At 61.3% G+C, this 20,053-nt stretch carries 16 protein-coding genes and 1 tRNA gene; 10 read left to right on the top strand and 7 right to left on the bottom strand.

Annotated elements, in window-relative coordinates:
- Nucleotides 1–112 precede the first annotated feature (112 nt).
- The 4 genes from C8D92_RS04730 to C8D92_RS04745 all read left to right on the top strand — a co-directional run bounded on the left by C8D92_RS04730 (nt 113) and on the right by C8D92_RS04745 (nt 4,573).
- On the top strand, nt 113–1,405 hold the full coding sequence (locus tag C8D92_RS04730; protein WP_116918558.1) for a M48 family metallopeptidase: 1,293 nt from the start codon (nt 113–115) through the stop codon (nt 1,403–1,405).
- A gap of 157 nt (nt 1,406–1,562) precedes the next feature.
- On the top strand, nt 1,563–2,111 hold the full coding sequence (locus C8D92_RS04735; protein ID WP_116918559.1) for a hypothetical protein: 549 nt from the start codon (nt 1,563–1,565) through the stop codon (nt 2,109–2,111).
- Nucleotides 2,108–3,295 (top strand): iron-containing alcohol dehydrogenase, encoded by a 1,188-nt coding sequence (locus tag C8D92_RS04740; protein WP_116918560.1) that lies wholly within the window; start codon nt 2,108–2,110, stop codon nt 3,293–3,295. Before C8D92_RS04735 ends, C8D92_RS04740 begins: the two co-directional genes overlap by 4 nt.
- Before the next feature lie 363 nt (nt 3,296–3,658).
- Complete coding sequence (locus tag C8D92_RS04745; protein WP_116918561.1) at nt 3,659–4,573, top strand: substrate-binding periplasmic protein; 915 nt, start codon at nt 3,659–3,661, stop codon at nt 4,571–4,573.
- A 126-nt stretch (nt 4,574–4,699) separates the two neighbouring features.
- On the opposite strand, the gene C8D92_RS04750 is transcribed toward C8D92_RS04745, so the two are convergent.
- Complete coding sequence (locus tag C8D92_RS04750; protein ID WP_116918562.1) at nt 4,700–7,192, bottom strand: ABC transporter permease; 2,493 nt, start codon at nt 7,190–7,192, stop codon at nt 4,700–4,702.
- A complete protein-coding gene (locus C8D92_RS04755) occupies nt 7,189–7,899 on the bottom strand; it encodes an ABC transporter ATP-binding protein (protein ID WP_243402359.1) in 711 nt (236 codons plus the stop codon). The genes C8D92_RS04750 and C8D92_RS04755 overlap by 4 nt, the downstream gene beginning before the upstream one ends.
- Nucleotides 7,900–7,996: 97 nt before the next feature.
- Between C8D92_RS04755 and C8D92_RS04760 the strand changes: the two genes are divergently transcribed.
- Entirely contained in the window at nt 7,997–8,671 is a 675-nt protein-coding gene (locus tag C8D92_RS04760) for an arylesterase (protein ID WP_116918564.1), read from the top strand.
- Here the strand turns inward: C8D92_RS04760 and C8D92_RS04765 are convergent.
- Nucleotides 8,623–9,621: a YheT family hydrolase gene (locus C8D92_RS04765; protein WP_116918628.1), complete on the bottom strand. Its 999-nt coding sequence runs from the start codon at nt 9,619–9,621 to the stop codon at nt 8,623–8,625. The genes C8D92_RS04760 and C8D92_RS04765 overlap by 49 nt on opposite strands.
- A 71-nt stretch (nt 9,622–9,692) precedes the next feature.
- On the opposite strand from C8D92_RS04765, the gene C8D92_RS04770 reads away from it, so the two are divergent.
- Nucleotides 9,693–9,768 (top strand) — tRNA-Asn (locus tag C8D92_RS04770).
- A gap of 49 nt (nt 9,769–9,817) precedes the next feature.
- Here the strand turns inward: C8D92_RS04770 and C8D92_RS04775 are convergent.
- Complete coding sequence (locus tag C8D92_RS04775; protein ID WP_095610013.1) at nt 9,818–11,116, bottom strand: M18 family aminopeptidase; 1,299 nt, start codon at nt 11,114–11,116, stop codon at nt 9,818–9,820.
- Between the two features lie 142 nt (nt 11,117–11,258).
- On the opposite strand from C8D92_RS04775, the gene C8D92_RS04780 reads away from it, so the two are divergent.
- On the top strand, nt 11,259–11,759 hold the full coding sequence (locus C8D92_RS04780) for a hypothetical protein (protein ID WP_116918565.1): 501 nt from the start codon (nt 11,259–11,261) through the stop codon (nt 11,757–11,759).
- Nucleotides 11,760–11,835: 76 nt separating this feature from the next.
- On the top strand, nt 11,836–12,465 hold the full coding sequence (locus C8D92_RS04785) for an outer membrane beta-barrel protein (protein WP_158222329.1): 630 nt from the start codon (nt 11,836–11,838) through the stop codon (nt 12,463–12,465).
- Nucleotides 12,466–12,510: 45 nt separating this feature from the next.
- Here C8D92_RS04785 and rlmKL read toward each other — a convergent pair whose 3' ends face one another.
- Nucleotides 12,511–14,685: a bifunctional 23S rRNA (guanine(2069)-N(7))-methyltransferase RlmK/23S rRNA (guanine(2445)-N(2))-methyltransferase RlmL gene (gene rlmKL / locus C8D92_RS04790; protein ID WP_116918566.1), complete on the bottom strand. Its 2,175-nt coding sequence runs from the start codon at nt 14,683–14,685 to the stop codon at nt 12,511–12,513.
- A gap of 264 nt (nt 14,686–14,949) precedes the next feature.
- Between rlmKL and rmf the strand changes: the two genes are divergently transcribed.
- Entirely contained in the window at nt 14,950–15,159 is a 210-nt protein-coding gene (gene rmf, locus C8D92_RS04795) for a ribosome modulation factor (protein ID WP_095610022.1), read from the top strand.
- Between the two features lie 211 nt (nt 15,160–15,370).
- Here the strand turns inward: rmf and C8D92_RS04800 are convergent, their stop codons facing one another.
- Nucleotides 15,371–16,405, bottom strand: coding sequence for a quinone-dependent dihydroorotate dehydrogenase (locus C8D92_RS04800; protein WP_116918567.1), 1,035 nt, complete (start codon nt 16,403–16,405; stop codon nt 15,371–15,373).
- A 393-nt stretch (nt 16,406–16,798) separates the two neighbouring features.
- Between C8D92_RS04800 and C8D92_RS04805 the strand changes: the two genes are divergently transcribed.
- Nucleotides 16,799–17,989 (top strand): cation diffusion facilitator family transporter, encoded by a 1,191-nt coding sequence (locus C8D92_RS04805; protein WP_116918568.1) that lies wholly within the window; start codon nt 16,799–16,801, stop codon nt 17,987–17,989.
- On the opposite strand, the gene uvrB is transcribed toward C8D92_RS04805, so the two are convergent.
- The gene (gene uvrB / locus C8D92_RS04810; RefSeq protein ID WP_095610019.1) at nt 17,972–19,987 is read right to left on the bottom strand and encodes an excinuclease ABC subunit UvrB; all 2,016 of its coding nucleotides are present in this window, start codon (nt 19,985–19,987) and stop codon (nt 17,972–17,974) included. The genes C8D92_RS04805 and uvrB overlap by 18 nt on opposite strands.
- Between the last annotated feature and the right edge of the window lie 66 nt (nt 19,988–20,053).

Below are 20,053 nucleotides of genomic sequence, written 5' to 3' on the forward strand. Positions count from 1 at the left end.
GCTGATTCGGTCCTGAGGATTCATGAAAACGCGCTAATGATACGCCATCCGCGCCCCCCATCACAGTCGTATACAATAAGGCCCAAACCTCAGGAAGAAGGAGTCTGTTCCCATGGAATCGCTGTCGAGAGGCTGGCGTTGGCTGATTGCCGTTTTCGGTCTTGTCCTGCTGCAGGGCTGTACTGTCAATCCCGTTACCGGCGAACGGCAGCTTTCACTGATCCCGGAAAGCCAGACCCGGGAGATGGGCGTTCAACAGTACGAGCCGACCATCCAGATGCAGGGCGGCCAGTACTACACCGATCCGGAACTGACCGTCTACGTCAACAACATTGGCCAGAAACTGGCCGCGGTGAGTGATCGCCCCGACCTGCCCTACGAATTCGTTGTCCTCAACAGCGGTGTCCCGAACGCCTGGGCCCTTCCCGGCGGCAAGATCGCGATCAACCGGGGGCTTCTGACCGAGATGGAAAACGAGGCGCAACTCGCCGCCGTGCTGGCCCATGAGATTGTCCATGCCGCTGCCCGTCACAGCGCCCAGCGCATGCAGCAGGGCATGATTATCAATGCGGGCATGGCGGGACTGGGCATGGCCCTGTCAGACAACGACTATGCCGGTCTGATCATGGGAGGCGCGGCGCTCGGCAGTCAGCTGACCATGGCCCAGTACAGCCAGGACCATGAGCTGGAATCGGACAGGCACGGCATTCGCTACATGGCGAAAGCCGGTTACGATCCCCGGGCCGCCGTTGAGCTCCAGAAGATTTTCCTGCGGCTGTCCGAAAACCGGGAAAGCAGCTGGATCAACGGCCTCTTTGCCTCACACCCGCCTTCCCAGGCGCGAGTGGACGCCAACCGGGAAACCGTCCAGTCCATGACGGACCTTCCCGACTTCAGGGGCACCGAACGGTTCAACAAACGCCTCGCGTACCTCCGTGACAGGAAACCGGCATATCGTAAAGCCAAACAGGCCCGGGAAAAGGCAGAAGACGGTCATCTCGATCAGGCAATGACCCTGGTGAACGAGGCCATCGCCATCGAATCCGAGGAGGCCGCATTCCACGCGCTCAAGGGCCAGATACTGTCGAACCAGAAGCAGCCCGAAGCGGCCCTGTCGGCCTTTGATCGGGCGGTCAACCTCTATCCACAGATGTTCAGCTACCGCCTGGAACGAGGGCTGCTCCATCTGGAGCAGGACCATCTTGAGCTGGCCCGCGAAGATCTCGCAACAGCCAACGAAACGGTACCGACATCGATCGCCACCCTGCGGCTGGGGGACATTGCCCGCCAGCAAGGCGATACCAAACAGGCCATTGCCTACTATCAGCGCGCGGCCGAAGCCGGCGGCGAGGTGGGACAGGAAGCGCTCCGGAAACTTCAGAATCTGACCAAAGCCGGGTCCTGATCCCAAGGCCCGCTGTTGCTCCCGACAGCGGGCCACCCCCACGACGTTTCACACCCCCTCCCTGGCCCGATACGACTGATCGACGACCTGATTCTGGTTGACTTCTAGAGCAAAAACTCTAAAAATTGACGCCACAGTTAATGAATGGAATGGGCACATGTTGGCAAAACGCATCAAACCCATGGCTCTTCAGGCCAGACGGCTTTACGTGGAGACCATGTTTCAGGTCATGGGCCGGGCCCTGCAGGCGGTCAGCGAAGTGGATCGCTCAGTGCAGGAGGAGGCGCGCGCCTTGCCGGACGGATTCCTCTTTGAAATGACGGTCATGCCGAACGGGCCGAAACTCGTCGTGGAGCACCAGGGCGACGGCCGGTTCCAGTACCTGACGTCGGAGCCACCCCGGCCCGTCGATCTGTCGATTCAGTTCAAGCACATCGCTCACGCGTTCCTTGTGGTGTCGTTCCAGGAGAAGACCTCGGTGGCGTTTGCAAATGACCGGATGCTGGTCGACGGCGACATTGACCGGGCCATCCGGATGACGCGCATCCTGAATCGTCTGGAAGCCTTCATCCTGCCGAAACTGATCGCCGAACGCGCCGTGAAGGAATACCCGCAGAGCCTCGGTCTGCCGGAAAAAGTCCTCAGCGCCGCACGGATCTACCTCAAAGTGGCGACCCATTTCGTTGAAACAGCGAGAGCATCATGAGTCAGCACTATTACGAGTTCTTCTGCCCCGTCAAAGTCGTGGCCGGCAAAGCGGCCCTGGAGCATATTCCCTACGAGCTGTCCGGGTTGTCCGCTTCCCGGCCGATGGTCATTACTGATAAGGGCGTCCGCGGCGCAGGTCTGCTTGACCCGGTGATCGAAGCCTGTGAGGAAGGCGGCCAGGAAATCGTGACGATTTTCGACGACGTACCGCCGGATTCCTCCAAGGAAGTGGTCCGTCAGATCGCCAGCGCCTATCGGGAAGCCAAGTGTGACTCCATCATCGCTATTGGCGGCGGCTCGCCCATCGATACCGCCAAAGCCGTGAACATCCTTGTATCCGAAGGCGGCGATGACATCGCCGCCTATGCGGGCGCCGGCGTACTGAAACGGCCCCTGCGACCGTTCTTTGTCGTGCCAACGACCGCCGGTACCGGCTCCGAGGTCACGGCGGTCGCGGTCATCGCGGATACCGAGAAGTCGGTCAAACTCCCGTTCACCTCCTCGTTCCTGTTACCGAATGCGGCGATCATTGACCCCCGCATGACACTGACACTGCCGCCTCACGTCACGGCCATGACCGCCATGGATGCCATGACCCATGCCACGGAGGCGTTTACCTGTCTGGCGAAAAACCCGCTGAGCGATGCCCACGCCACGGCAGCGGTGCGCAAGATCAGCACCAACCTGCCCAGAGTGATGGAAAACCCGAAGGACAGCGACGCCCGGCTGGAGCTGGCACAGGCCTCAACCATGGCCGGAATCGCGTTTTCCAATTCGATGGTGGGCATGGTCCACTCACTGGGGCACGCAACGGGCGCGATCTGCCACCTGCCGCACGGGCTGTGCATGAGCCTGTTCCTTCCCTATGTGTTGGAATACAACCTGGAGGCCATTCGTGAGCCCCTGGGAGAACTGCTGCTCTACATGGCGGGGCCGGACGTTTACGCGACGACGCCCACCAGTCGCCGGGCGGAAACCTGCATCGCCGCGATCCGCAAGCTTCGGGACCAGCTGTGGCAGTACTGCGAGCTGCCCCGGACCCTTCAGGAAACCGGTAAAGTCAGCGAAGATCAACTGGAAGCCATCGCTCACAGTGCGCTCGACGACGGCACCATCATGTTCAACCCGAAGGAAACCAGCATCGAGGACATCCGCAACGTCCTTCGTCGAGCCTGGGGATAACCACTCCGCCTGCATCGTTTGGAGGCATCCGTATCGACGGAGAATCGTGGAACACGCTGCCGCTGGTCGTTTCGCGGAAAATCGCGGCCTGTCAGCGGCGCGCCCTTCTGGGGCCCCTGAAAGGTCTGACAGCCGCGTTGCGCTGACTCGATTTGGAACCGCCAAACCGTCGCCATCGCGCGTTGCTCTCGGAGCGTTCAGAGGCTCCGTCAGCGAATGAACCAGACGAGACACTCCCCCCAAGACGCACGCCACTCTTTCTGGCAGAATACCCCGCCGAACCGGTCGGTTCATGATTCGTTAGACTCTAGTGTCCCGTCTGGTCCATCGCTGAGGGACTGACAGGTTTGGAACCAAAGCGCGATGGCGACGGTTTGGCGGCTCCAAATCAAGCCAGTGAATGAATCAGAAGAGACACTGACCAGCCCGTCTTTTATGGATGCGCCCCTGCCCTTCGGTATTGCGGAACGACAGATGATGTCAAAGCCCATAAAACACGCTCTATTTGCCTTGGTGCTCATTCTGGCGGTCTGGGTCTCGATCGCGAACGCCGCGCAGTCTCGCCACAGCGACCTGAGCCAGACTCACCCAATTCCGGAAGTGATCCGGTTCAACGTCTCTCCAGACGGCTATCCGCCCTATATCATCGTCGATGATACGTCCGATAAATCCGTCGAAGGCATTGTCTGGGACATTGTCCATTTGGCATGTCAACGACTTGGTTGCCGCCTTAAGCCCCGACGGGTTCCCAGAAAACGCTTGGAATCGCTGCTGCTCAAAGACTACGTGAACGTCACAGCAATGGCCCCTTTATGGATGGAGGATCCGGACAAATACCTTTTCTCCAATCCGCTGGTTCCCATTCGGGAGGTTCTGTTTTTCCGCGCCGGCGATCGATTTGCGTTTGAATCTCCTGACGACATCAAAGGGAAGACCATTGTCACGCACATTGGTTATCGATACCCGGCGGTACAGCACCTGTTCCGGAGTGGACAGGCCAAGCGATTCGATGTGCCACAGGACAAGGATATGTTCCGATATTTGCTCCACGGCTCACGCTTTGACGCCCTGATTGCCGACAACCTGGTTGGTCGTTGGCTGATGGAACAAAACCAGTGGGATGGTCAATTCGTCGTGTCTGACAATCACCTCAGCCGCATTCATTACCGCCTAATGGTCCGCCCGGACATGAAAGGGTTCATCGACGCTTTCAATCAAGTCCTCTCCGACCTGAAAGACACGGGTAAAATCAAGGCGATTATCCAACGTTACCTCTAGGGAATTTAGGGAATTGATCAGCTCTTCCCTTGTGTCCCGTCTGGTTAATTCGTTGACCTACTGCGTACCGCTGACGCCTCTGGTCAAGGCGCTGGCACGACGTCTATCGCGCAGACTCCCAGTTGGCTACTCCAAGCGGCGCAGCAGCAGCATGGGCGACACCTGCAATACCGGGCGCAGTTGCCAACGCCCGAACAGCGAGAGAACCACCGCACTCAGGACTGGGAAGGCGATTAGAACCGGCCAGTGCCAGCGGAACGCACCTTCAAACATCCGGTACTGAAGCGCCCAGACCGCCACCTCTGCGGCCATGACTCCCAACAGCCCGGCCAGCCCGCCAAGCAGCGCGAATTCCATCATGGTACTGCGAGTCAGTAACCGCTGATGGGCGCCAAGCGTGCGCAGCAACGCGCCTTCCCGCTGGCGATCCTGGAGCGTCGCACTCACGACCGCCGCCATAACGACCAGCGCAGCGGCCAGTACGAGGGCCAGAATTGCCTCAATCGCCTGGGTGACCTGACCGACGATGTCCCGTATACGGTCAATGATGTGGTCCAGCTCGAGAACCGACACGGTGGGGAACGATGCGGTGAAGTCATTCAGGACCGACTTTCTGGACGGGTCCAGGTAAAAACTCGTGATCCAGGTCGCCGGGAGGTCCGTCAGTGCCCCCTCGGGCGGGAAGACCATGTAAAAGTTCGGACGCATGCTGTCCCACTGGACAGTCCGAATGCTTTTCACCGGCTCGGCGATCGTCTCCGATCCGATCGTAAACCCGAGGCGGTCACCCACATCCACACCAAGACGCTCCGCCAGCTCCGCCTCGATGGACACGCCTCGACGCTGCCCGGCATCAAACCAGTCACCGGCAACGATCGCGTTGTTGTCCGACAACGCCTCCATCCATGTCAGGTTCAGTTCCCGGTTCAGGGCATTGACCTCCTCGTCCTTGCTGACGGCCTGACGCACCGGTTGCCCGTTGATCTCCGTCAGTCGCCCCCGAACCATGGGGTACAGCCGCCCCAGCGACACATCCCGTTCAGTGAGAAAATCCCGCACGTCTTCGACCGCGTCGGGGGCGATGTTGATCAGGAAATGGTTCGGGGTGTCTTCCGGGAGCTGCGACTGCCAGTCGTCCAGTAACGACGAGCGGACCAGCACGAGAATCGCAGCCAGCATCAGGGTCATCGCGAATACCGACATTTGCGCGAGGCTCGCCCGACGGTGGCGATACAACCCAACCAACGCCAGTCGCCAGGCGTTGCCGCCACCGGACACCCGGCGCAGGGCCATCATCAGACACCACCCCATCACCGCCAGAACCCCCAGCAAGGCCGCCAGCCCGCCCAGCAACGCCAGCACCAACTCCAGTTCCCGCGCATACAGCCAGACCAGACCAAACACCGCGATTAGCGCCACCAGCCCATCCCGGAGAGCGCCCTGCCCGGTTTCGCCAGGCTGGCTGCGCAGTACACGCATCGCCGGCACATGCCGCAAACGACGAATGGGCGGATAAGCGAAGGCGAACAATGCGACGAGCGCCGTCGCCAGTGCCGGACCGAGTGCCAACCAGTCCATCCGGTACGCCATGGGCTGGTCCAGCAGGCGACTGATGAGGAGAGACAGCCCCCAGGAAAGAGGGATGGCCAGCAGAATGCCACCGATCAGGCCACATACGGCCCAGGCGGTCAGCCGCGCCAGGTAGCCCCGGGCGATGTGGGGGCCGGCCTGGCCCAGCGTTTTGAGCAGTGCCACGGTGTCCCGTTGACGCAGCGCATACTGCCGACTCGCCACCGCCACGGCCACCGACGACAGCAACACGGCGAGACTGCCGCCCAGCAACAGGAATCGCTCGGCCTTGCGCAGGGAGTCGGACAGCGTCTGACCATCCCGGATCGACGCCCACTCATGACTGGGGGACAGCCTTGGCCGGAGCCACTCATAAAAGGCATCCAGCGCCGCCTCCTCACCAGCAAAGAAGTTCTCGTACTCCACCCGCGATCCGTCCTGAATCACGCCGGTGGACGGCACATCCGTATCGTGCATGAGAATCCGGGGGGCCAGCGCGGACATCGCAAAGCCGCCATCCGGCTGGCGCAGCAGGAGCCCGGTCACGGTCAGCGCGCGGTTGCCGACCTCAATGGCATCGCCGATCTGGATTTCGAGCAGGCGCAACAGCCTGGGATTGATCCAGACCTCCCCGGGTGGTGGCCCAGCGCTGACCTGACGCCGGGGCGCCTCCGGCGTCGCCTGCATCTCGATCTGACCCCGCAGCGGGTACTCATCACTGGCGGCGTTGACACTCACGAGCTGGAACCGCCCACCGCCATAGACCATGGTGGAGAACTCCACCACGCGAGCGGTCGCAATGCCACGTTGATTCGCCTCATCCCGCCAAGCCTGAGGTACAGGTTGACCGTTTTCCGCCTCAAGCTGGCGGTCACCGGCCATGAAGGCACTCGCGGAGGTCACCAGGGTGTGCTGCAACTGGCTGGCAAACAGCGCAATGGTGGCGACAGTGGCCACCGCCACAACCAACGCGGAGAGGACAATCCGAACCTCCCGTTCACGCCAGTCTCTCAGCGTCTTGCGAAACCAGCCTGCCGGCGCGGATCTCATTCGTCCACCTCCATCCCGGCAGCAAGCGCCGGTTCGGACAGACGACCCGCCTCAATCGAAAAACGGCGTTGGCAGCGCTCGGCCAGTTGCTCATCGTGCGTCACCATCACCAGCGTCGTGCCCTGCTCACGATTCAGCGCCATCAACAGATCCGAGACGGCCTGGCCCGTATCGTTATCCAGGTTTCCGGTGGGTTCATCGGCAAACAGAATTCGGGGTTGTGCGGCGAACGCCCGGGCGATGGCCACGCGCTGCTGCTCACCCCCAGACAATTGCCGGGGCGTGTGCTGAAGCCGCTCCCCCAGCCCCACACGCTCAAGCAACTCCCGCGCCTGGTGCGCGGGTGACGGATGACTGGCCAGCTCAAGAGGCAGCATGACGTTCTCCAGCGCAGTCAGCGACGGCAGTAACTGAAAGGACTGGAAAACGAACCCGACCCGATGCGCCCGCATACGCGCCCGGTCATCCTCGTCCATCTGGCTGATGACTTCCCCATCCAGGGAAACGGCGCCTTCCGTCGGGGTATCGAGACCGGCCATCAGCCCGAGCAGCGTGGTTTTGCCCGATCCGGAGCGACCGACGATGGCGGCGGACTCGCCGGTCTCAATCGCCAGCTCAATGTCCCGGAGTATCGTCAGGGACTCGTTGCCGGGGTTGACCCGATGGGTCAGTTGGCGGACTTCCAGAATCGGGTGGGTGGTTGCCACGGAACCTCCTGTTGGATAATGTCTCGGCGAATTAATGCCTCTCCGAGACGGGACGCTCGTATTGGTGAAGACGCTTGTCAGAACTTCAGGAATGACAATGAATACGCGAAAAATGTTCCCGGGATCAATCATTTTGCTGTTCTTCTGCCTGCTGGCCGGGCCTGCCCTGGCGGATGATCAGCGCCTGCTCATTCTCGGCGACAGTCTCAGTGCCGCCTACGGTGTGCCAACAGAGAAAGCCTGGGTCGCCCTGCTCCGGGAGCGTCTCGATCAACAGGGGTATACCGGCTGGCAGGTTGTGAACGCCAGCATCAGCGGGGAGACCACGGACGGCGGCGTCCGTCGGTTGCCCGATCTGCTGGAGAAGCACTCACCGGCGGTTGTTGTGATCGAACTCGGCGGCAACGATGGTCTCCGGGGATTTCCGCCACGCGTGACCAGAGACGCTCTGGCCACCATGATCCGCCGTTCGCGTGAGAGCGACGCACGGGTGCTGCTCGTTGGTATGCAGATGCCGCCCAACCTTGGTAAGCGCTATACCGAGGCTTTTCGCGCGATCTATCCCGACCTGGCCAAAGAGTATGACACCGCCCTGGTCCCCTTCTTTCTCAAAGGCATCTACAACCAACAGGCCATGATGCAGAGTGACGGTATCCATCCGACCGCCAGCGCCCAACCGACACTTCTGGACAACGTCTGGCCCCATCTGGAGCCGCTGCTCGCTCAGGCGTCCTCCGAGAGAAACGCAACGGCGCGTCGTTCCGACCAGTAATACCCATCCGGGTCCCGGTCCACAAACCCCACATGACCACCCCAGGGAGGCGCCTCCAGCCGCACCTGCCGGCCCAGCACCTCCGGGTCGGACGGATAGCATTCCCGGGACAGGAATGGGTCATCTTCGGCGTTGAGGATCAGCGACGGCACGGCGATGTCATTCAACCTCCCCAGGCAGGAACATCGTGCCCAGTACGCCTCTGCATCCCGGAAGCCATGCAGCGGCGCCGTATAGCGGTCGTCGAACTCCCGAAACGTCCGGATCCGGTCAAACCCGGTCACGCTGATCCGATCCGGGAATGCCGACGCCTTATGAGCCATTTTCCGGCCCAGATCCTTCAGAAACCGGTTCATGTAGATCCGTCGGCTGGGCAGGGCCAACACGGCGGCGCTGCCCGCCAGATCGCAGGGGACCGAAAAACCGAGGCCATGGGTAATCCGTTCGTCCAGCCCACTCCCCTGCTCCGCCAGATACAGCATCGTCAGATTCCCGCCCATTGAGAATCCGGCAAGCGCCAGCTGTTCATAACCCGCCGGGTCCGCCAGGGCCCGCCGGACGACGCAGTCCAGATCCTCCGTCGCTCCACTGTGGTAAAACCGCGGCTGATGGTTCATCCGCCCGCCACAGGACCGGAAATTCCAGGCCAGAACATCCCAGCCGCCGGCCAGCAACGCCCGCGCCAGCCCCAGCATGTAAGGTCGTCGGCTGTGCCCCTCCAGGCCATGACTCAGGATGGCCAGGCGGCGATTGCCCGCCCGGTACCAGTCCATGTGCAACCGGTCATCGTCCGGCGTGGCGACCACATCGCTCTGCGGTTCGAAGAGCGTGACCCGTCGGAATAGCGTCGGCCAGATCGACTGCAGATGGCCATTGCGCAGCCAGACAGGTGGTCTATAGTCCGATCCCGCGTGCGCCACGGGGTCCGGCTGGGGTTCGATGATGCTCATGGCGAATTCCCGCATGGGAGGGTTGACCGCCTCCCGGAAGTTGCTTACTATGCGCGCCGTCTTACCGACAGTCCCCGATAGCTCAGTTGGTAGAGCGCCTGACTGTTAATCAGGTTGTCGCTGGTTCGAGCCCAGCTCGGGGAGCCAGATTCCGGAAAAGCCGCTGTGATCACAGCGGCTTTTTTTATGCCCGGCTTCAGGACGTCACCTCACTCAGAGCCAGATACCGGCGCAACACCTGATACAGCGTGTGGCCATCCCGGGCACCGCACATCTCACGGATGGAATGCATCGCAAACTGGGGCACGCCGATGTCCAGTGTCCGGACACCCAGATTCCCGGCCGTCAGCGGGCCGATGGTGCTCCCACATCCCATGTCGCTTCGGACCACAAAGCTCTGACACGGCAATCCCAGAGAGTCACTGATGTGCCGGTACAGGCCCGCAGTGCGACTGTTGGTCGCGTAGCGCTGGTTGTTGTTGATCTTGATGACCGGTCCCTCGTTCAACAATGGCCCGTGGTTATCGTCGTACCGGTCCGCGTAGTTCGGGTGAACGCCGTGGGCATTGTCGGCCGAGACCATCATGGAGCGTGCGATCACCTGCGGACGGGCGTCCGCGCCGACCCAGCGATCCAGTACGTTGGCCAGAAACGGCCCCTGGGCCCCTTCGGCCGACATGCTGCCAACTTCCTCGTGATCGTTACAGACCAGCAGTGCCGGCTGTTCCGGATCGGTATCCAGCAGTGATTGCAGACCGATAAAGCAGCTCAGCAGGTTGTCCAGACGCGCGGAGGCGATGAACTCATCCTGCAACCCCACCAGCGACGGCGGCTGGGTGTCATAGAGGCTCAGCTCGTAGTCCAGAACCTGGCGCACATCACACCCCGGATACTGGGCACAGAGCTGCTGGCGCAGCAGATCCCGGAACGGCCTGCGCTCATCGCCGCCGGACTGCATCAGGACCGGCGGGAGGTCGGTCTGGGGGTTCACGCTGCGGTTGCTGTTCGCTTCCTTGTCGAGGTGAATCGCCAGACTCGGAATCGTGACCACCGGGCGACGGAAGTCCACCAGCGCATCACGGACCTGCCCTTCCCGGTCGACGTAGCTGACGCGGCCGGCAATCGACAGATCCCGGTCAAACCAGGGGTTCAGCAATGCACCGCCATAGACCTCCACCCCCAATTGATAGAGCCCCTTGGCGGTGAGCTCCGGGTTGGGCTTCACCCGCAGGCAGGGGCTGTCCGTATGAGCCCCGATCATGCGGACTCCAGCCTCCGTGGGTGCCCGTGAGCCGGTCTGAAAGGCAATGATGGAGGAGTCATTACGGGTCACGTAGTACCGGCAGCCCGCCTCCAGCGTCCATGGTTCGGCCTCGTCCAGGCGGTGGAAACCGTGGGCCTCCAGACGATGGCTCATCTGTTCGACGGCGTGGTACGGCGTGGGGGACTGGCGGAGAAAGTCGAAAAGTTGCTCGTTGAAAACAGCGTATTCCATAGCGTATGGGCGTCCCGAAAATCGTCAGAGAAGGTGCGAGTATCGCATGTTGTCGGGCCCAGCCAAACACCATCGAACCACGACCCACGGGCCGGTAGAATAGTGGTTCTATCCACCGGATCCCGTCAGGAGAGTCACCACCATGGGACTGCCCCAGTTTCTTGATATCGAGTTTGCCGCCACCGCTACCGGCTATCTGCCCACGGCCATGGCCTGGTCGCTGGCAGACGGCCGCATGAAAACCGTGGTCGTGACCCCGGAGGACGACTGGCTCCCCGACGATCCGGACGATCACGAACTGGACCTGACCTATCTTCAGGAACAGGGCGCCCCCGCGCTGGATGTTGTGCAGGAGCTGAGTGAGGACCTGGGCGACACGACCGTTTTCGTTGATGGGCTCGACCCGGACGAATCGCTGCTGGAATGGCTGTTCGAAAGTCTGGGCCGCCCGCTGCCGTTCGAGGTCACGACGGTCGACCGGTTGATCCACGGAGTCGATTCTGGCGAGCTGGAAGACTGGCGTCGGGAACTGATGGTCACCCACGGCCTGGAACCCCAGCTCCCCGAGAGCGGCGTGTATGCCCTGCTGCTGCTGGCAAGGGATGCGGGGCTCATACAGGGCATGGAAGCCGGCGAATTGTGATGTGCATCGACGCAAGGACCGACGTCAGCCGTCACAATCGGTGATCCGCATTCGCAAGGCCAGGATCGCCGATACTATGAATAACCCCCGATCGACCGCCCGACTGCTGGCAGCGCTTCTTATCGCCCTGCCCATGGCTGTTTCGGCCCAGTCCGCCCGACAGAAGGCCCCCCAGGCGCCTGAACCGGAAGACCGCACGGACCGGACCTACGTGGGTGTGTATGGAACAGCTCTGGAGTTCCGAACCCTCGGCGCGGACGGTGTCTCTGAATGGGGTGATGCGGCAACGGTCGTACTGGGCTCACACCTGTCGGAATACGTCCACGTTGAGCTTCGATACACAAAAGGGCTGGGCGACACCAAGGTCTCGGAGGCGTTCACGATCGATTTCAATCGGGCGGCTTCGTGGTATATGGGCCTGCACTACCCGATCACCTACTACGCCAATGTCTACGCGCAGGCGGGGTTTTCACACATGGACGGCGAAAGCCGCCTCACCCCTGCCGACGAGGACACCACAACGCCCTTCGACGAGTTCCCGGAGGAATACCCGGAACAGTCCTTCGCCGTCAGCTGGATTGCCGGAATCGACCTGGAAATCATCGACAACGGTTACTTTGTCCTGGAAGCCGGACGGTTATTCGAGGACACCGAATCCCGGAGTCACGCCTTCCAGTTTCACAGCGGCCTTCGATACGAGTTCTAGGAGTCTGCGCGGTAGAAAGTCGCAGACTCCTCGTGTTCCGTCGGATTAACCATCGTGTCGGATCCGCCAGCACTGGTGGATCCGCTCGTTTCGGCGGAAGTCGCGGTCAATGGTCTCCCGTGTGATGTCCGTGACCTCGTAGCGCTCACTGATCACGTCGGACAGCCGAAAACGACGGAAGTTGGTGGAGAAGATCAGCACCCCGCCCGGCGCCAGCCGCAGCATTGCCCGGTGCACCAGCCACTCGTGATCGCGCTGAATGTCCAGCACATCCTCCATTCGTGCGGAGTTGGAGAAGGTCGGCGGGTCCATGAAGATCAGATCGAACCCCGTGTCGGCGCCTTCCGGTCGCTGTGACAGCCACTGGAGACAATCGGCCTGTTCCAGTCGGTGCGCCTTCTCATCAAGGCCATTGAGCTGCAGATTGTCCCGCGCCCAGTCCAGGTAGGTGCGCGACATATCGACGCTGAGGGTCTCGCGGGCGCCGCCCATCGCCGCGTGCACCGAGGCGGCGCCAGTATAGGCGAACAGATTCAGAAAGCGTCCGCCGCTGGCATGACGCTGAATCCACTGACGGATCGGACGATGGTCCAGAAAGAGGCCGGTGTCCAGATAATCCTTCAGGTTGACCAAAAGCTCGCAGCCACCCTCCATGACAACCTGTCGGTCGCCACTGCGATTCTGCTTCTCGTATTGCTGGCGTCCGACCTGCCGCTGACGCTGCTTGCAGATCACATCCTCCGGCGACACACCGAGCACGTCCGGGATCATCGCCAGTGCTTCACCAAGCCGCTCACGGGCCGAACGGGGATCGACCGATTTTGGCGGTGCGTATTCCTGCACGTGCACCCGGTCGCCATAGCAGTCGATGGCCATGGCGTACTCCGGCATATCCGCATCATAAACGCGGAAGCACTCGATCCCCTGTTTTCGGGCCCATTGCCCCAGCGCTTTTCGGTTCTTGCGCAGGCGGTTCGCGAACATGTCCGCCCGCTCCCGGTTGGCGATCCGCGGCGTGACGGGCTCGGCCTCGCCAGGCTTCCTGACCCGGGTCTCGTTGGCCGGCTGCACATCGAAAAGGAGCAGTTGGGCGGGAATCCGACCGTTGAACAACCGGTACTGGCGATCACTGCGCAGGCCAATGGCATGCCCCAGCTCCGGCTTGCCGGTAAACACGCCCAGGCGCCAGCCCTGTGCCTCGGACCGGACCATGTTGCCCAGCACTTCGTAGACGCCGGCCAGCTCACCATCGGCCTTCAGGCGCTCGCCATAGGGCGGATTGGTCAGAATCAGGCCCGACGCCGCGCGGGACTCGTTACGGAAATCGCTCAGCGCCCGACGCTCCACGTGCACCACATCACCAAGACCGGCCCGCTCAATGTTGCGCCAGGCTGTTGCAATGACCCGGCGGTCCTGATCGTAGCCGCGCAGGCGGGCCCGCACCGTTCGTCGCCCGTTCCGGGCCCGTTCCTGCGCTTCTCTGAGCACGCGATCCCAGACCATGGGCTGATGCCCCGGCCAGCGCTCAAACCCGAACTGCTCCCGGTTCAGGCCCGGCGCCTGATCCATGGCCATTAACGCGCCCTCGATCAGCAGCGTACCGGAGCCGCACATCGGGTCGGTCAGATCCCCACCCTGGCGGGCAATGTCCGGCCAACCGGAGCGCAGCAACAGCGCTGCGGCGAGATTCTCCCGTAACGGTGCCTGCCCTTTCTCCGTCCGGTAACCGCGCTTATGGAGACTGTCGCCACACAGGTCGAGACCGATGTGGGCCTCGTCACGATGCAGGCGGACGGTAATGCGCAGGTCCGGGTCCCGGGTGTCCACGCCAGGGCGGACGCCGGAGGGCTTGCGCAATGCGTCGACAACGGCGTCCTTCGTCCTCTGGGTGCCGTACTGACTGTTTCGGATCGCCTTGTTGCTTCCCAAAAACGTCACCAGAAACCGCCCGGAGACCGACAGGTGCTGACGCCAGTCCACCTGCTGGACACCGTCGTAAAGCGCATCACCATCGGTCGCATCCACCGTCGCCAGGTGGAGGACCACCCGGTTGGCGAGACGGGACCACAGGCAGCACCGGTAGACGGATTCGAGCGACCCGCGTGCCCAGACTCCGGCCGGAGCCTGCCGCACCGGAGTCAGTCCCAATACCTGAAGTTCCTCCTCAAGAAGGTACTCCACGCCCTTGGGACACGTAATAAAAAGATCCGATTCGGACACGATGGCTCACCTGCGATATGTCATAAAAAAATAAACCCACTGACATCTAGACGAAATCAGTAGTGTACAACAGCCCGGAACTGGTCTTACCTTAATCAGTGACGCGTCTTTTCAAAGCCGGTTATAGGTGACCGGTGACAGGATCCTGCGTGCCGATATCCATGTCCAGTAACGGACATGATCGTTTCCGGCTTTTGGCCAGGCGAAACGATTCGGCGCGGTGTGCGCACTCATGTTCCCGAAAACCATGAGGTGAGGACCAACATGAAAAGACAGAAAAGAGATCCGAATGCCCGCGCCTTCAAACGAGGCTATCTGGCCGGTGTTTCCGGTAAACCCAAGGACAGCTGCCCTCTCGAAAAACTGGAAACTCGACAGGAATGGTTTAACGGCTGGCGGGAAGGACGAACAGACCAGTGGGAAGGCCTGACCGGCGTCTCAGGTATCCACCGAATGCCTAACATGACCACCTGAACCCAATCACTCACTGATCTGTCAGAAGGAACCACGATCTCTTTCGTTGTTGATCAACACAAACTGGATAGCATCGAAAAGACAACACAACCCTAGGGGGCCACTCGCCCCCTCTCCAAAAAATGATGTCATCGCCACGGGGTTTATTCCCCGCCCGAGCCCGCTTGGCGGACTCATCCCAGAGGGGCTTTCGACCGAGGTTGAAAGCCCCTCACTTTTTTCCGGCCCCGGCAATCGCCTCGACCGCCTCCTGCACCAGGGCAGGTCCTTTGTAGATCAGTCCCGTGTAGATCTGCACCAGCGATGCGCCGGCCTCAATTTTCTCCCGCGCCGAGACCCCATCCTCAATCCCACCAACACCTATAATGGGCATCTGGTCTCCCAGATGGCGCCGCAACGCGTGAATCATGCGCAGGGACGGCTCCCGCACCGGGCGACCGCTCAGCCCGCCCGCTTCGCCAGCCAGAGGGTGCCCCTTCACGGCGGCACGGTCCACGGTGGTATTGGTTGCGATCACCGCATCCAGGCCGGACGCCAGCAACGCATCAGCGACAAACGCGATGGCGGCGTCGTCCATGTCCGGAGCGATCTTGACGGCAATCGGGACATAACGGCCAGTTTTGTCCTGCTGTCGGGTCTGCTCTGCTTTCACGGACGCCAGAAGATCCCGAAGCGCATCCCCGAACTGGAGATCACGCAACCCCGGCGTGTTGGGCGACGATACATTCACGGTGATGTAATCCGCGCAGGGATACACCGCCTCAATACCCGCCCGATAATCCCCGGCGGCCTGGTCTTCCGGCGTGCTCTTGTTCTTGCCCACATTGATGCCCAGAACGCCCCGATAGCCGGATTGGCGAACATTCCCGACCAGCGCTTCCAGGCCGTGGTTGTTGAATCCCATTCGGTTGATGATGGCGCCATGCTCCGGCAACCGGAACAGACGCGGTTTCGGGTTCCCAGGCTGAGGCTGCGGCGTCACCGTTCCGATTTCCACAAAGCCGAATCCCAACGACCCAAGTGCATCGATGTGTTCGCCATTCTTGTCCAGCCCGGCCGCCAGACCGACCGGGTTGGGAAAGGTCAGCCCCATGACGTCAACGGGATGGGCCGGTACGCGACGTTGCCACCCCGTCAGCAACCCCAGTCGGTGCGCCCCGTCGAGCGCCATCAGGGTCACCCGGTGCGCCACCTCTGCGGGCAGGCAACGCAGGCAAAAGAGTAGCGCTCGGACCAGTGAAACCATAAAATCCCCGAGTGGTTTGGTCATTCCTGAGATGGATTGAAGAAGCGCGGATTATACCGGAAGCGACGCCGGGGACGAACCATCCGGTCAGACGGAACTTGTCCACATGAGCGTCAATGACGTCTAAATGACTGTCTCGTGAAGATCTTGCGACATTGTCCACGAAATCTGTGGATAACTCTGTTGAAAATCCGGCTTCAGCGTTCCTGATCCCTTGTCACTGGCGGTCATCTGCAAATTGGTTACTTTTTGATCAATTATTAATCTCTTAAAAATCAGTTGGTTATGATCCGAAAAAGCCTGTTTGTGACAAGGTTTAACGATTATTCAACAACGCCCTCCTGGTCGGGCACTTGTGCATAAATGTCAACAGAGGAACGGGGCAAACGATCGATGTCAACAGCTTCCGGGCCTGATCGCACCTGGCGGCGCCGGGATGCGGCCGCGGCCACTCGCGTCACCCTCGTCGGCATGGTGCTTGATGCACTGCTTGGCGTCTTCAAGTGCGTTGTCGGGATGGTGTTCCATTCCCAGGCGCTGGTGGTGGACGGCATTCACTCCTTTTCGGATGTGCTGTCGGACACCGTCGTTCTGGGGCTCATGCGCGCCTCGAGACGCGCCCCGGACTGGAATCATCCCTATGGCCATGAGCGCTTCGAGACCATTGGCACCCTGCTGCTGGGCAGCTTTCTGATCGCCATTGCCGGCGCCGTATCGTGGGACAGCCTCCACCACCTCATTGCCGCCCCCACCGACATCGTCGCGCCCGGCTGGCCGGTGCTGGTTGTCGCCCTTGTGTCGGTCCTCAGCAAGGAGTGGATCTATCACTACACACGTCGCGTCGGCTTGCGGATCGAGTCAGACCTGATTGTCGCCAACGCCTGGCACAGTCGGACGGACGCCCTGTCCTCCATTGTGGTGCTGATCGGCGCCGCCGGTGCCATGGCGGGCTACCCCTGGCTGGACGCCGTCGCGGCCATCGTGGTCGGGCTGGTCGTTGCTCACATCGGCTGGCAGCTCACCTGGGCCAGCCTTCGGGAACTGGTCGACACGGCACTCGATGGAGAAACCACCCGAACCCTGTACCGACTGGCCGGGGAGACCGAAGGCGTCGCCGATGTGCATGCGCTGCGCAGCCGGCGAATGGGCAGCGGCGTGCTGCTGGATCTGCATCTGCGGGTCAATCCGCGCATCAGTGTGTCCGAAGGACACGAAATTGGCGTGAACGTGCGGGAGCGGGTGAAGCAGGCTTTCCCTAAAATCCGGGAAGTCACGTTCCACATCGACGCCGAGGACGATTCGCACGGCGAGCCGGACCGGACACCAACACCCGGCCGCCCGTCCATTGAAGCCTCTCTGCGTCGGCGCTGGGAGCCACTACTTGGCGATGCACACCTGCACGACCTGATTCTCCACTATCTGGATCACACGGTTTCCGTGGACGTGTACATCAGCGCCAGTGACCGGCTGGATCGCGCGGTCACGACGCAACGCTTGCAGGACGCCTCATCCGACCTGCCCTGGCTGTCTGATGTAAGCATCTGGTACGACAAGCCACCCATTTCTTCAGGCAGTGCGGATTGACGCTTCCTTGAGCGCCTGAACCTCATCCCGAAGCCGGGCGGCTTTCTCGAAGTCCAGGTCGGAGGCGGCCTTGTACATTTCGTCTTCAAGTTTCGAAATGTCCTTGAGCAGCTCTTCCGGGGCCTTGTCGCCCACTCTTGCACGGTAAGCTTCCGCCTCTTCCGCGGCTTTCTCCCCCGGCCGCTCAGGCTGTCGCCCGGCGGCTCCTTCCATGATGTCTGCAACCTTCTTGTTCAGCCCGGTGGGCGTGATGCCATGGGCCTCGTTATGGGCCTGCTGCTTGGCCCGGCGCCGGCTGGTTTCGTCAATCGCGCGCTGCATCGACCCGGTAATCTGGTCGCCATAGAGAATGGCCTTACCACGCACATTCCGCGCGGCACGGCCAATGGTCTGGATCAGGGATCGCTCGGAGCGCAGAAACCCTTCCTTGTCGGCGTCCAGGATCGCCACCAGGGCCACTTCCGGCATATCCAACCCCTCCCGGAGCAGGTTGATCCCGACCAGCACATCAAACTCACCGCGGCGCAGGTCACGGATGATCTCCACCCGCTCGACGGTGTCGATGTCGGAATGCAGATACCGCACGGCAACATCGTGCTCCTGAAGGAAATCCGTCAGATCCTCTGCCATGCGTTTGGTCAGGGTCGTTACCAGAACCCGTTCCCGGGCCTCGATACGCTGATGGATTTCGGACAGCAGATCATCGACCTGTGTCGACGCACTCCGGACCTCGATTTCCGGATCCAGCAGGCCGGTTGGACGCACGACCTGCTCCACGACCTGACCACTGTGCCGTTGTTCATAATCAGCGGGGGTAGCGGAAACGAAGATCATCTGCGGCGCGATGCGCTCCCACTCATCGAATCGCATGGGCCGGTTGTCCAGTGCCGATGGCAGGCGGAAGCCGTATTCCACCAGCGTCTCCTTGCGCGAGCGGTCGCCCTTGTACATGGCACCGATCTGGGAAATGGTGACGTGGGATTCGTCCACCACCAGCATCGCGTCCGTTGGCAGATAATCAAACAGCGTCGGAGGGGCCTCGCCCGGCGCGCGTCCAGACAGGTATCGGGAATAGTTCTCGATGCCGTTGCAGTAGCCCAGCTCCAGCATCATTTCGATGTCATAACGGGTCCGTTCCTCCAGTCGCTGCGCTTCCAGCAATTTGTTGTTGTCGCGCAGTTGGGTGAGGCGCTCGTCCAGCTCCACCTTGATCCTTTCGACCGCATCGAGCACCACCTGGCGCGGCGTCACATAGTGCGTCTTCGGGTAGATCGTCACGCGCGGCACGCGTCGGAGAATCTCGCCGGTCAGCGGATCGAAGTAACTGAGGTTCTCGATCTCGTCATCGAACAGCTCGATGCGGATCGCCTCATTCTCGGATTCGGCCGGAAACACATCGATCACATCGCCCCGGACCCGATAATTGGCACGATGGAACTCGACGTCGTTCCGGGTGTACTGCAGCTCGGCCAGACGACGAAGGATGGCCCGCTGGTCCACTTCGTCGCCGCGGTCGAGGTGCAGCATCATCTTCAGGTAGGACTGTGGGTCGCCCAGACCGTAGATGGACGACACGGTGGCGACAATGATCGCATCCTGACGCTCCAGCAGCGCCTTGGTCGCCGACAGGCGCATCTGCTCAATGTGCTCGTTCACCGAGGCGTCCTTCTCGATGAAGGTGTCCGACGACGGCACATAGGCCTCCGGCTGGTAGTAGTCGTAATACGAGACGAAGTACTCGACCGCATTGTCCGGAAAGAACTCCCTGAATTCGCCGTACAGCTGGGCGGCCAGGGTCTTGTTGTGCGCCATGATAATGGTCGGACGCTGAACGCGCTCAATCACATTGGCAATGGTGAAGGTTTTCCCGGAACCGGTCACACCGAGCAGCGTCTGGTGGGCAAGACCCGATTCGATACCATCCACAACCCCATCAATGGCTTCCGGCTGATCGCCGGCCGGACGGTAATCGGACGCCACTCTGAATGCCTGACTCATACCCTCTCCTCTTGGGAAAACGTCGCCAATAACCGGCAAGCCCCTTGCGAATCCACCATGACGACA

The organism is Tamilnaduibacter salinus (assembly GCF_003096655.1).
In the GTDB taxonomy this organism is placed as follows: Bacteria; Pseudomonadota; Gammaproteobacteria; order Pseudomonadales; family Oleiphilaceae; genus Tamilnaduibacter; species Tamilnaduibacter salinus.